Below are 12,049 nucleotides of genomic sequence, written 5' to 3'. Positions count from 1 at the left end.
CGGGCTTGCTCGCGAATGCGGTGTATCAGTCACTGTAATTGTCGACTGATACACCGCATTCGCGAGCAAGCCCGCTCCCACACTTTGACCGCATTGGATTTAATACCCGCGATCGAAATCCACTTCCCCGCGCAACGCCTCTCCCGCCTGATACGCCCGCAGGTTCTCGACAAACAGCTTCACCATCATCGACGGCGAAGTCGGTGCCGAGCTGTGGCCGGTCAACAGCAGGCCCCAGGCCGTCCAGAACGGATGACGCTGGGGCAAGGGTTCCTGACGGCACACATCGATCACCGCGCCCGCCAGATGCCCCTCCTTCAAGGCATCCACCAGATCCGCATCGACCACCGCCACACCGCGCCCGGCGTTGATGAACAATCCGGTCGGCTTGAATTGCTTGAACAGCGCAGCGTCGTAGATATCGTGTGTTTCCGGCGTGTTCGGCAGCAGGTTGACCACGTAATCGACTTCACCGACCAGCCGCGGCAAATCCGCCAGCGAACCGACTTCGATAAACGGTGCCTGCTCCCGCGCCGTACTGGCAACGCCATACAACTCGACGCCAAACGGTACGAGGAACTGCGCGACACTTTGACCGATATCACCGGTGCCGACGATCAACACCTTGCGCCCCGCCAGGCTCTGGCCATGGCGACTGTCCCACTTGCGCTCGACCTGGCTGACCAGTCGCGCCAGCACTTCACGTTCGTGACCGAGCATGTACGTGAGCACGTACTCGGCCATGACCTGGCCGAAGATGCCGACTGCACGGGTCAGCCGATAGTGCCGCGGCAAGCCATCGGCCAGTAGCGGCGTGATGCCGGCCCAGGTCGATTGCAGCCATTGCGGTTGATGGCCCTGGCGCAACAGGGTCGCCAGCAAATCAGGCTGGCCGAGCCACACCGGGCAATCGGCGGCCTGGCTGGCCAGTTCGGCGGAATCGCCGCTGGTCAGCACCTCCAGGTCCGGTGCCGCCTCGCGCAACAGTTGGGCGTACACGGGGTGGTCGTGTTCAGCAATCAGGACGCGCATGCTTCAAACCTTTCAAAAACGGTGCAGACGGCCGCCGACGGAGCAGTGCTCCGTCGATGCTGCCATCGCTAAAATCAATCAGTGTTTCATAACCACTCTGAACAGAGCCTGTCTGCTGCTCACATCGGATCGTTGCGACGCAACAACTCTTCCGGCAAGTGCTCGATGTACTCGTCTTCGGCAGGTGGCATTTGCAGGTGATAACCCTGTTTTTCGAGGTTTTCCAGCACGACCGTGATGTCCTCGCGCGACAGTTTGCGCTCGGGGCTCAGCACCAGGTCGAACGCGTGGATGGCCTTGCCGAAGGCTGCCATCAGGGGCTCCGGCACGCGTTCCAGAGCATCGCTCTTGAGCACATACAGGTACATTTCGTTTCTCTTCGAGCTGCGATAGATGGAACAAATACGTTTCAAGGCTGTTCTCCGGCGGTGACCAGGCTGTCGAGCAGCGCCTGGCCCATCAATTCGCGGCGCCAGCCACGCAGCGAATCAGGCAATTGGTAGGGACCATTGGGGAAGCCGCTCTTGAGCAGCGCTTCCAGGGTTTTCTTGCGCAGCATCAGTTCCGGCGCGATGTTCAGGCGCTCGGCTTCGGCCTGGCCTATGGCCTTCATTTGTTTGAGCAGCGCAGCGGCATCCACCGGCAATGGCTCCGGCACGGCTGGCGGCCATTGATCAGGCGACACACTGCCAGAGCGCTTGATCAGATCAAGCAGAAACTCCCCGTCCTGACGCACGGTACGCGGGTGCATGTCTTCGATTTTCGCCAGGGCACCGAGGTTATCCGGTTGCGTACGCGCCAGCGGCCACAACGAATGCTCGCGGATAATCCGGTTGCGCGGCAGGTCGCGGACCCGGGCTTCCTTTTCGCGCCAGGCGCAGAGCTCACGCAAAACGGCGAGTTGGGCGCGGGACAGCTTCCAGGCCAGCTTGGCATCGCGATAGACCTCGTACGGGTCGATCTCGCGGCGCAGGTTGGCCACCAGTTCGGCGCCGTCTTCCAGGACCCAGGCGTACTTCTCGTCAGACAGCTTTGGACGCAGCTTTACGAAAACTTCAGCCAAATGCACGGCATCTTCGGCGGCATAGCTGATCTGGGTTTCGGAAAGCGGACGTTGCAGCCAGTCGGAACGGGTTTCACCCTTGGGCAGGTCGATGCCGAGCACTTCCTGCACCAGCCGCGAATAGCCCATGGAAAAACCGAGGTTCAGGTAAGCGGCAGCCAACTGCGTATCGAACAGTGGCGTCGGCAGGCTGCCGGTCAGGCGTAGCAGGACTTCGAGGTCTTCGCTGCACGCGTGGACAACTTTGAGCACCGCCGGGTTTTCCAGCAACGCGGCCAATGGCTGCCAGTTGTCGATGGTCAGCGGGTCGATCAGATAGGCGCGAACGCCATCACCGATCTGCAGCAGGCCGGCGATCGGGTAGAAGGTGTCGACCCGCATGAATTCGGTGTCGAGGGCAACGAATGGCAACTGTTGCCACTCGGCGCACAACCGTCCGAGGCTATCGTTGTCGCGAATCCAGTGAATATCGATGGCCACACGGCTCTCCCTTGAAGAATGGCGCGCAGTATATATCGCCCCCGGCGATTTCCGCGCATCCACTGAACAAGAGCGTTAGCGAAAATTACTGCGTGACATACAGAATAGTCCTACAAAGCCGAGCTAGCTGGTCTTACCCAGCACCTGGACCCGCACCTGCGCGTGAATCACCGTGCCCGGCCAACACCGGCCAAAAGCCAGGTCGGCGGTCGTTGCGTGAAACAGAGTCAGAGGCGATCAACCCTTGGCCAACACGCCGTCGGTCACTGGACCACGACATCCGGCAAACATGTCCAGATCCTGGTTGTAGACCTTGCTGTTGACCTCCAGCAGCCCAAGCATCGAATGGAACAGGTTGTCCTGGCTCAGGGGCTTTTCACGGCTCTGTTGCAGGCAGTGGGTGTCTACCGCAAACGACTTTTTATAGCTGTCGGAGAACCAGGCAAACATGGCTACATGCTTTTGCTGCTCCGGTGCCAGCATGTAAGGCGTGCCGTGGAGGAACAAGTTGTATTCACCCAGGGACTCGCCGTGGTCCGACAGATACAGCATCGCGGTATCCACTTTGTCCTGGTTGCTGCGCAGCAGATCGATCAAGGTCGACAGCACATGGTCGGTATAGACCAAGGTGTTGTCGTAGCCATTGACGATACTTTCGCGACTGCAATTGTTCAGGGCATTACTCTCGCAAACCGGGGTGAAGCGCTCGAACTCTTTCGGATAACGCTTGAAGTACTCCGGACCGTGGCTGCCCATCTGGTGCAATACCAATACCGTGTCCTTGTCCAGGGTATCGATGAAATGCTGCAGCCCTTGCAGCAGGATTTCGTCGCGGCATTCGCTGTTGGCGCACAGCACTGGATCCTTCAGATTGCTGACGTCGTCAACGGTGACGCGATCGCACGTACCTTTGCAGCCTGACTGGTTGTCACGCCAGATCACGTCGATACCCGCATGCTTGAGCACGTCCAGCAGGCCTTCTTCGTTCTTTGCCTTGCTGGCGTTGTAGTCCTTGCGTCCCATATTGGAGAACATGCAAGGCACCGATACGGCGGTCTCAGTACCGCAGGAATGCACATCGGTGAATGCGATCAGGCCATCTTCCTTACTCAGTGTCGGAGTGGTGTCGCGGCTATAGCCAAGGATGCCGAAGTTCTCCGCCCGGGCACTTTCACCCACGACAAGAACCGTCAGGGATTTGCGCCCGTGAGTTTGCCAGGCCGGATTGCGCCGGGCATCTTCACCGAGCTTCACAAAAGGCTGATGTGCAGACGCAACCTGCTCGCGCAAGAAGCCAGCCGAGGCACCAATGTAGTTGCTTGGCACCACCATCAGGCGTAACTCGTGGTGATTGCGAAACAGCGAAGACAGTCCTTGATAGTTAACCAGTGCAACACCACCAATGACTGCTGCCGAGGCAAAAACCACCAGAACTTTACTGAGTAGTTCACGGTGCCAACGACGATAATTAATCGGTGTCTTCCACAACAGCCAGGACGGTAAAACGCCGAGCAGCAAAATATACACAAACAACTTGAGCGACAGTAAGTCACGCACTTCCGTGGCGTTGGTTTCAGCGAAGTTACGCAACATGCCGGTGTCGATCAGAACACCATACTGGCCCATGAAATACGCCACCCCCGCGCTGGTCATGAACAGCAGGGTCAGGATCGGTTTGAGCACCGGCCGGAATGCCAGCAGGGTCAGCACAATGTTGAAGGCCGCGAAGATCATCGCTCCGAAGGCCACGCGCATGACGATGCCTTTGCCATCGGATGCGGTGATTTCGAACAGGTGTTGCCAAAGTACGTAATTGAAGCCAACTAACAAAAACGTGCTGGCAATCAGTGTCACCCATTCAGGGCGCACAGCTTTAATCTTAAGCATGATATTTGGCGGATCCTGAAAATAAGTATCTTCGGCAAATGTGAAAATTTCATTTACCGAGACAGCTGTAATTTTAGACAGCCAACAATCAATTTTTTGTGAAAAATAAGCCAACAATTAGTTGGCTTATTAAGTCCGCCTGACACTTTCAGACTATTTGAGAATGGTTCAGCCCCGATTCAGATTCGACTCAAGCCTGGTGCAAATACCAGCGCCAGTCCTGTTCACCGACCTCCCCCATGAATTGACGATATTCGGCGCGTTTCACCGCCAGGTAGACGCCGAGGAATTCGCCGCCGAAGGCATCCCTGGCCCAACTCGAACCTTCCAGCGATCGCAAAGTGGTCAGCCAGTCGGTCGGCAACAGTTTCGCAGCCTGGGCGTAGCCATTGCCTTCCACCGGCGCACCGGGATCGAGTTGTTCGCGGATACCGCGATGAATACCGGCCAAAATCGCCGCAGCCGCCAGATAGGGGTTGGCATCTGCGCCACAGATTCTGTGTTCGATGTGCCGGGAATACGCCGGCCCGCCAGGTACGCGCAGGCTCACGGTGCGATTGTCCACGCCCCAGGTGGCCGCCAGGGGCGCGTAGCTGTTGGCCTGGAATCGCCGGTAGGAGTTGGCGTTGGGGCAGAACAGCAACAGCGAATCGAGCAAGGTACTGAGCATGCCGGCGACGGCCTGCTTGAGCAGTGGCGTTCCATCCGGGGCTTCGCTGGCGAAGAGGTTGTTGCCGTCCTTGTCCGCCAGGCTCACGTGCATGTGCATCCCGGTGCCGGCCAGGTCATCGAAAGGCTTGGCCATGAAGCAGGCTGTCATGCCGTGTTTGTGCGCCACACCCTTGACCAGACGCTTGTAGCGCACCGCTTCATCCATCGCCTGCAGCGCGTCGGTGCGGTGTTCGAGGGTGATTTCCACTTGCCCCGGCGCGTATTCGGAAATGGCCGTGCGCGCGGGAATCCCCTGGAGCTTGCAGGCGCTGTAGAGATCGGCCAGGAATGGTTCGATCTGCTCAAGCTCGCGCAACCCGTAGACCTGGGTGCCGCGCGGACGCCCGCCATCGACATCCCGTGCCGGTTGCGGTCGGCCATTGCTGTCGCGTTGTTGGTCCAGCAGGTAGAACTCCAATTCCGCCGCCATGACCGGGTAATAACCGTCAGCCTGCAAACCTTCGATGACTTTCGCCAGCAGATGACGGGGATCGGCAATAGTGGCGGGCATTCCCTCCGTCGGGTGCATGCTGACCTGTACGGCCGCCGTCGGAATCAGGCGCCACGGCATACGCGTGAGGCTGCCGCTGATCGGGTAGGCGCGGCAGTCGATATCACCGACATCCCAGACCAGCCCGGAGTTCTCCACGTCATCGCCGTTGATGGTCAGGCCGAGGATGGTGCTCGGCAATGGCCGCCCGCTTTCATACACCGCCAACAACTCATCACGATGCAGCAACTTGCCCCGCGGCACACCGTTGTTGTCGAGGATGAACAGCTCGAACATTTCAATATCCGGGTTCTGCTCCAGAAAGGTCAGCGCTTCTTGCTTGGTGGCAAACGAGGTCGTGGCACAACTCATGGGAACTCTCTTTTTCCGTGTCAGACAGGTACGCAAAAGCACCCGCACTTTAATCCCGCCATCGAGCGGAATATGTAGGAACAATCAGCGGAAAAGGCAGGAATCCGGCGGGCGCGCATGGCGGCAATGCCACAGCGCCCAGAAAGCCAGTTCAGAAGGAAGTGCAGAGAGGTTTGGCGCGGTGGCGGGTGTGAATCGACGACCAAGGCTCGACGCTCGAACGTCGATGGATGCCTTGAAGTGGATTGCGACTGGCCAACCGCCCATAGAGAGAACCGCAGAAAACAGATGACCCGCAGCGTCACACGACGGCTTAAGTCGTTAAATCAGGATTTGAAGAACCTTGGATATCGTCTGGCTAAACATTTGGCTGCGACGTGTATTTAATTTCTCAATACTTCGCCGGAATTTCTGATTTGCCGCCTCCAGGCCCCACGCGCCTAATCGGAACCCTATTGTTCAAGGTCCGATCATGGAAAACACCCGAGCCACTTCCCGCCCTGCCCTCTGGCTCATGTTCAGCATTGTCCTGGTTGCCCTGAACCTGCGCCCTTCCATGGCCGCTGTCGGGCCTCTGCTCTCGGCGATTCGCGACGACATTGCACTGAGCTTCAGCCAGGCTTCACTGCTGACAATGTTGCCGGTGACGGCCATGGGACTGGCGATGTTTTTCGGCCTGCGCGTCAGCCAGCGATTCGGCGATCAGCGCACGGTGGTGTTCTCGTTGCTGATCATCGGCGTGGCCACGGTTTCGCGGTTGTTCCTTGATTCAGCCGTGGAGTTGCTCCTCAGCGCAGTACTGGCAGGTATCGGGATCGCCCTGATCCAGGCCCTGATGCCAGCGCTGATCAAATCCCGCTTCAGCGACCACGTTGCCCTGTGCATGGGGCTCTACGTCACATCGATCATGGGCGGTGCCGCCATGGGGGCTTCCTTTGCGCCGCTGGTGATGGCGCGTACTGGAAGCTGGCGTATGGGCCTGGCGATCTGGACCGTTCTCGCCGTGCTGGCGTTGCTTTTCTGGCGCAGCCAAAGCGCGGGGATGCCAACACTGGATTCGAAGGCATCCAGCAAAAATTCGTACTTCGCCAATTCCCGCGCATGGTTACTCGCGATTTTCTTTGGCCTGGGCACTGCGTCCTACACCTGTGTTCTGGCCTGGCTGGCGCCGTACTACGTGGAAAAAGGCTGGAGCGAGCAGAACGCCGGATTGCTGCTCGGGTTTCTGACCGCCATGGAAGTGCTGTCGGGCCTGCTGACGCCCGTCATCGCCAACCGCAGCCGCGACCGCCGCGTCGTGCTGATGGTATTGCTGACACTGATCATCGCCGGTTTCTGCGGACTGATTCTGAGCCCGCAGCATTTGAGCCTGATGTGGCCATGCCTGCTGGGGCTGGGCATTGGCGGCCTGTTCCCGATGAGCCTGATCGTATCGCTGGACCACCTGGACAATCCATTTCGCGCCGGTGGCCTGACCGCATTCGTTCAAGGCATCGGCTACTTGATCGCCGGCCTGTCGCCGCTGCTGGCGGGGATCATCCGCGACCAGCTCGGCAGCTTTGAATGGGCCTGGTGGTCGCTGACGGCGGTCATGGCGCTGATGATGCTGATGGTTTTGCGCTTCAACCCAAGGCACTACAGCCGCCACATCCATTGATCCGGAGCCTGCCATGAAAACCACAGGTTTCGCCGTCGCTCACGCCAGCATGCTGCTTTGGGCCTTGTTGATCGCCGCATCGTTTTCCGCGGCGGCGCAAGTCAGCCAGGCCATCGACCCGATCCTGCTGACCGGTTTACGCCTGCTGTTTTGCGCCTTGGTGTTTCTGCCGCGGTTGCTGCTCAAAGGCGATGCAGTCATGACCGCCCGCGCGCTGCTTGGTCACGCCGTGCTCGGCCTGCTGCTGGCGCTGTACTTCGGCTCGCTGTTCGAAGCATTGCGCTACACCTCGGCCGTAAACACCGGGACGATGTTCACGCTGGTGCCGCTGCTGACCCTGGGTTTCGAAGCCGTGCTGACACCTGACAGCCGTCTGAAACAACGGATTGTGCCGATGCTGCTCGCCGCTGCCGGGGCGGTTTTGTTGATCATGAAAGGTGGTGGTCCCGGCGAGTTGCCATCGCCCTATGCATTGACGGTGTACGGCATCGGTTGTTTGGCGATGGCACTCTACGCCCCCCTCAGCCAGCGCCTGAAAGCCGATAGCCTCAAGGGACGCGGGCCGGTGTCCATGACATTCTGGAATATGCTGTTCGGTGCGCTGTTTCTGCTGGTGTTCTGTGGATTGAGTGGCGGTTGGCGCTCGGCATCATTACTGACGCTCAACGATTTCTATTGGCTGATGTACCTGGCGGTGTTCGCCACCCTGGCGACGTTTTGGCTGCTGCATCGGGCCATCGGCGTGATCGCACCGTCCTCGGTGATTTCCTACATCTACCTGAGCACGCTGTTCATCACCTTGTTTCACTGGCTATGGGGACGCCAGATGCCGCTGCCGCTGGAAATGGCCGGCGCGGTGCTGGTGGGTCTTGGCATGTTCGCGCTGTTGATATCCAGCCGCCGCACGGTGTCGGCGATGGTCCAGGGCTGACAGGGTCCTGGGCGAAACGTCCCGCAAGGCATTTTCCCGGCTCGCTCATTCCGCTAGGATCATTCACCCACCCTTGCACACGGTCAGCGCAAGGGACGCAGCGAGACGCAATGGATGCTGAACAGTAATTCGCTTAGAAAACTCGACATGCAGGACCTCATGGTGTTCGTCGCCGTGTATGAGCAGAACAGCGTCACCGACGTATCCGAGACGCTTTGCGTCAGCCAGTCCACCGTGAGTTACTGCTTGAAAAAACTGCGCACCAGTTTCGAGGACGAACTGTTCATCAATACCCGTACCGGTGGCATGCAGCCCACCTGCAAGGCCGGCACGATGTACCCTCACGTACTGAAAATCCTCGAAAGCATCAACCTGTGTCACGCCAGCCCACCCGCGTTCGACCCTGGCCTGCAACCCGTGACCTTCAACATCTGCGCACCGGAATATTTCGAACAGCTGATCCTGCCGCGCCTGTTGAAAACCTTCGACCTCGCCGACCTTCCGGTGATGGTCAATGTGTTCAAACTCGAAGCCGATATCCCAGCCGAAGCGTTGCGCGAAGGCAGTCTCGACCTGGTGATGTGCTTCGGTCCGAACTTTCATCGCAGTCACGTCGATTTCAAATCGCAGACGCTGCTGGAAGACGATCTGGTGTGTGTTTTCGACAAGCACACCACGCCGGCGGAACCACGCATGAGTCTGCAAACCTATGTCGAACGTCGACACGTGTTCCCGACACCCTGGACGTCCGCCACCAACATGGTCGACGGCTGGCTCGCGCAGCAGGCACAACAGCGCCAGATCGTCGTACGCGCCAACAGCTACAGTGCAGCGCTAAAGCTGATTACCGGCACCGACTATGCCCTGACCCTGCCCCGGCGCATCCAGCGATTGCTGGCCAGTGCAGACACCTTCAATCACTGTGAAGCGCCCGAAGGCTTGCCGGGTTTCACCCTCGACATGCAGTGGAACCAGGGTGTCGATCAGGACAGCGCCAACACCTGGCTGCGAGCGCAAGTGATCCGGGCCTGCGTCGACCAGGAAACGGCCTGATGCTCAGTTGTTGATGGCGGTCTTGCTGTAAGAGTCGCGATCGATGTCGAGAATTTCCACGCACAACTGGACCTCAATGCTGCCCGGCCATTCACACAGGTCCCGCACCACCGCCAGCAGGCTTTCAGACAGCTGTTTCTTGATCTCTACGGAACGACCACTCAACAGCGCCAGTTTCACATGCACGAACGCCCGCTCAGCCAGTGCCGTACCGACCTTGAACGTCTCGACCTTGACCGCGCGGCTCTTGATGTCGAATTCGGCAGCAAACTGACCGGAACCCACCAATGTATTGTTCAACCGCATCAATGCCACATCGGCATTCAGATCAGTCAGGTTGGCGGTATATTCCATGTGCAGGTGAGGCATGAGTCAGTTCCTGTAAGTGGGTGGAAAGGTCGTACATATAACACAGCACCGCCCTGCTCATTCAGGCAGCGGCAAAACCGCACGCTCGCTCATGAACGCTTCCAGCCGCGAGCGCAGCCAGCGCTCGGCAGGGTCGGTATCGACATGACTGAGCCAGACCATGGACAGGTCCAGGGTAGGTGTCTGGATCGGAAAGGGTTCCTTGAACAGCACTCCCGATGCAGCCATCGCCTCGGCGGTGTAGTCCGGCAGGCTGGCAATCAGGTCCGTCCCGGCAAGCAGGGCCGGCAAAGAACTGTATTGCGGTACCGAGAGCACCACCTGGCGAGTGCGGCCGATGTCCGCCAGCCACTCGTCGGCGTAGCCACTGACGTTGGCGGTATGGGACACCAGCACGTGCGGTCGCGCGCAATATTCATCGAGGGTCAGCGGAGTGTCGGAGGCATCGGCGCGCAAAATGCTGGGCTGGATGTGCCGCAGCAACTTGCGCTTGGCATTGGCCGGCAAGCCACGGGTCTGGCTGATACCCACCGTGATATCGCCGGATGCCAGCAAGTCGGGAATCCGCCAGTAATCGACATGCTGCACCACAAACACCACATTTGGCGCTTCCTGGCGCAGAGCTCGCAGCAATGGCGGCAACAGGCCGAACTCGACATCGTCGGACAGCCCGATGCGGAACGACATCGTGCTGCTGGCCGGGTCAAAATCATGGGTCAGGCTCAAGGCCACGGACAACGAATCCAGCGCCGGCGACAGATGCCTGATGATTTCTTCGGCCCTTGCCGTCGGCTCCATGCGATGGCCAACGCGTATGAACAGCGGATCATTGAACATCGCACGCAAGCGGTTGAGCGCCGAACTGATGGTCGGCTGACCGAGAAACAGTTTCTCCGCCACCCGAGTGACATTGCGCTCGAGCATCAATGTTTCGAATACCACCATCAGGTTGATATCCGCCTTGCGAAGCTCGTTGCGATTCATCCACTGCCCCCGATCCCAAAATCTGCTGACAGTTTAGGTAGCTGGTGCGACTGCCGTCTATCCAACTCAGGTTCAACAGCCTGACGCCGTTCACGTTTAAGCAAAATGCTGCTCCATGCTTTGTCCTACAGCCCCTTCCTTTTTACCTGGAACCCCTGGCAAGCAGCCCGCGAGTCCCTAAGCTCAGCGACGCACTAGGTGAAAAACCACCCTCGTCATCCAAAACATGCGAAATCACAAGGAGCGACACCATGGCCAGAGACAAAGCCAAAGACGACAAACACTTCAACTGCACCCAGGCACACGAAGCCGACTACGTCGCCAACCTGTACCCGCACGCCAGGGAAGAGGTCAAGACATTCCTAGCCTCGGCCTGCAAGGATAAATCCCTGCACAACTCCACCCACAAGGACGTCTACGAACTGATCAAGAGAAAACTGGGCCATACCCAGCCGTAAGACGGATTGAAACGAAGCTGCTCTGTACGAGCAGCTTCACCGCCCTCTATCTAGATTTCCTTGATTGGGGTCTGCTCACAGGTCCCTTTGATCAAACTGATTGCATGCACACAATCAGCCTTGTTGACGTAAGCCTCCCCGCTGGCAATCGTTTCATGATTGCCTGCCCTCAACCGCCAACGCCATTGGCCCTTGCCGGTCAGAACGGTGCCGCGGATTTGTCTGTAAATCTCAAAATACATTGCTCGCTCCTTGCGATTACTGGTGGCTGCAGATCAGTGGTCTGCGAAACCAGAGTAAAGGAGGAGCTTCCAGGCTGATTGCTTTCAATGTCAGGGGATATTTCGCACTGGCGACCCTGAATAACCGTGTGCGAACTTTCCTGCGGACAAAAACAAAACCCCAACTGCTTTCGCAATTGGGGTTTCGGAATTTAATCTTGACGATGACCTACTCTCACATGGGGAAACCCCACACTACCATCGGCGATGCATCGTTTCACTGCTGAGTTCGGGATGGGATCAGGTGGTTCCAACGCTCTATGGTCGTCAAGAAATTCGGG

12 protein-coding genes and 1 rRNA gene are annotated in these 12,049 nt (G+C 58.5%); 4 read left to right on the top strand and 9 right to left on the bottom strand.

From position 1 onward, the window contains the following. Positions 1 to 99: 99 nt before the first annotated feature. The 5 genes from KGB28_RS29190 to KGB28_RS29170 form a co-directional block, all read right to left on the bottom strand. On the bottom strand, positions 100 to 1,032 hold the full coding sequence (locus tag KGB28_RS29190; RefSeq protein ID WP_150755680.1) for a D-2-hydroxyacid dehydrogenase: 933 nt from the start codon (positions 1,030 to 1,032) through the stop codon (positions 100 to 102). Between the two features lie 119 nt (positions 1,033 to 1,151). Then, positions 1,152 to 1,445, bottom strand: coding sequence for a YcgL domain-containing protein (locus tag KGB28_RS29185; protein ID WP_033041871.1), 294 nt, complete (start codon positions 1,443 to 1,445; stop codon positions 1,152 to 1,154). Beyond that, positions 1,442 to 2,575, bottom strand: a complete 1,134-nt coding sequence (gene rnd / locus KGB28_RS29180) for a ribonuclease D (RefSeq protein ID WP_223448972.1) — start codon at positions 2,573 to 2,575, stop codon at positions 1,442 to 1,444. Before rnd ends, KGB28_RS29185 begins: the two co-directional genes overlap by 4 nt. A 237-nt stretch (positions 2,576 to 2,812) precedes the next feature. After that, positions 2,813 to 4,462: a phosphoethanolamine transferase gene (locus KGB28_RS29175; RefSeq protein ID WP_223448971.1), complete on the bottom strand. Its 1,650-nt coding sequence runs from the start codon at positions 4,460 to 4,462 to the stop codon at positions 2,813 to 2,815. Between the two features lie 190 nt (positions 4,463 to 4,652). Further along, positions 4,653 to 6,035: a glutamine synthetase family protein gene (locus KGB28_RS29170; RefSeq protein WP_223448970.1), complete on the bottom strand. Its 1,383-nt coding sequence runs from the start codon at positions 6,033 to 6,035 to the stop codon at positions 4,653 to 4,655. Positions 6,036 to 6,507: 472 nt separating this feature from the next. On the opposite strand from KGB28_RS29170, the gene KGB28_RS29165 reads away from it, so the two are divergent. The 3 genes from KGB28_RS29165 (at position 6,508) to KGB28_RS29155 (ending at position 9,676) form a co-directional block, all read left to right on the top strand. After that, on the top strand, positions 6,508 to 7,692 hold the full coding sequence (locus tag KGB28_RS29165; RefSeq protein WP_223448969.1) for a cyanate transporter: 1,185 nt from the start codon (positions 6,508 to 6,510) through the stop codon (positions 7,690 to 7,692). A gap of 13 nt (positions 7,693 to 7,705) precedes the next feature. After that, positions 7,706 to 8,623: a DMT family transporter gene (locus KGB28_RS29160; protein ID WP_223448968.1), complete on the top strand. Its 918-nt coding sequence runs from the start codon at positions 7,706 to 7,708 to the stop codon at positions 8,621 to 8,623. A gap of 114 nt (positions 8,624 to 8,737) precedes the next feature. After that, the gene (locus tag KGB28_RS29155) at positions 8,738 to 9,676 is read left to right on the top strand and encodes a LysR family transcriptional regulator (RefSeq protein WP_223448967.1); all 939 of its coding nucleotides are present in this window, start codon (positions 8,738 to 8,740) and stop codon (positions 9,674 to 9,676) included. A gap of 3 nt (positions 9,677 to 9,679) precedes the next feature. Here KGB28_RS29155 and KGB28_RS29150 read toward each other — a convergent pair whose 3' ends face one another. Both KGB28_RS29150 and KGB28_RS29145 read right to left on the bottom strand, forming a co-directional pair. Beyond that, entirely contained in the window at positions 9,680 to 10,045 is a 366-nt protein-coding gene (locus KGB28_RS29150; RefSeq protein ID WP_223448966.1) for a 5-carboxymethyl-2-hydroxymuconate Delta-isomerase, read from the bottom strand. A 57-nt stretch (positions 10,046 to 10,102) separates the two neighbouring features. Continuing rightward, positions 10,103 to 11,029 (bottom strand): LysR substrate-binding domain-containing protein, encoded by a 927-nt coding sequence (locus KGB28_RS29145; protein ID WP_056721301.1) that lies wholly within the window; start codon positions 11,027 to 11,029, stop codon positions 10,103 to 10,105. A 251-nt stretch (positions 11,030 to 11,280) separates the two neighbouring features. Between KGB28_RS29145 and KGB28_RS29140 the strand changes: the two genes are divergently transcribed. Beyond that, positions 11,281 to 11,487 carry a hypothetical protein gene (locus KGB28_RS29140; RefSeq protein ID WP_223448965.1) on the top strand — a complete coding sequence of 69 codons (207 nt, stop codon included), beginning with the start codon at positions 11,281 to 11,283 and terminating at the stop codon, positions 11,485 to 11,487. Positions 11,488 to 11,537: 50 nt separating this feature from the next. Here the strand turns inward: KGB28_RS29140 and KGB28_RS29135 are convergent, their stop codons facing one another. Then, a complete protein-coding gene (locus tag KGB28_RS29135; RefSeq protein ID WP_150724330.1) occupies positions 11,538 to 11,729 on the bottom strand; it encodes a YegP family protein in 192 nt (63 codons plus the stop codon). Between the two features lie 195 nt (positions 11,730 to 11,924). After that, positions 11,925 to 12,040: ribosomal RNA gene (gene rrf / locus KGB28_RS29130) — 5S ribosomal RNA — on the bottom strand. Positions 12,041 to 12,049: the final 9 nt, after the last annotated feature.

This window comes from Pseudomonas sp. BF-R-19 (assembly GCF_019956445.1).
Taxonomy (GTDB): domain Bacteria; phylum Pseudomonadota; class Gammaproteobacteria; order Pseudomonadales; family Pseudomonadaceae; genus Aquipseudomonas; species Aquipseudomonas fluorescens_BH.
The sequence above is the reverse complement of the archived record's forward strand: the minus strand, read 5'-3'. Positions and strand labels throughout refer to the sequence as shown.

Coding starts and splice junctions, on each gene's coding strand:
- KGB28_RS29155 (WP_223448967.1), top strand. CDS start 8,738: ATGCTGAACAGTAATTCGCTTAGAAAACTCGACATGCAGGACCTCATG.
- KGB28_RS29150 (WP_223448966.1), bottom strand. CDS start 10,045: ATGCCTCACCTGCACATGGAATATACCGCCAACCTGACTGATCTGAAT.
- KGB28_RS29175 (WP_223448971.1), bottom strand. CDS start 4,462: ATGCTTAAGATTAAAGCTGTGCGCCCTGAATGGGTGACACTGATTGCC.
- KGB28_RS29145 (WP_056721301.1), bottom strand. CDS start 11,029: ATGAATCGCAACGAGCTTCGCAAGGCGGATATCAACCTGATGGTGGTA.
- KGB28_RS29160 (WP_223448968.1), top strand. CDS start 7,706: ATGAAAACCACAGGTTTCGCCGTCGCTCACGCCAGCATGCTGCTTTGG.
- KGB28_RS29140 (WP_223448965.1), top strand. CDS start 11,281: ATGGCCAGAGACAAAGCCAAAGACGACAAACACTTCAACTGCACCCAG.
- KGB28_RS29190 (WP_150755680.1), bottom strand. CDS start 1,032: ATGCGCGTCCTGATTGCTGAACACGACCACCCCGTGTACGCCCAACTG.
- KGB28_RS29135 (WP_150724330.1), bottom strand. CDS start 11,729: ATGTATTTTGAGATTTACAGACAAATCCGCGGCACCGTTCTGACCGGC.
- KGB28_RS29170 (WP_223448970.1), bottom strand. CDS start 6,035: ATGAGTTGTGCCACGACCTCGTTTGCCACCAAGCAAGAAGCGCTGACC.
- KGB28_RS29165 (WP_223448969.1), top strand. CDS start 6,508: ATGGAAAACACCCGAGCCACTTCCCGCCCTGCCCTCTGGCTCATGTTC.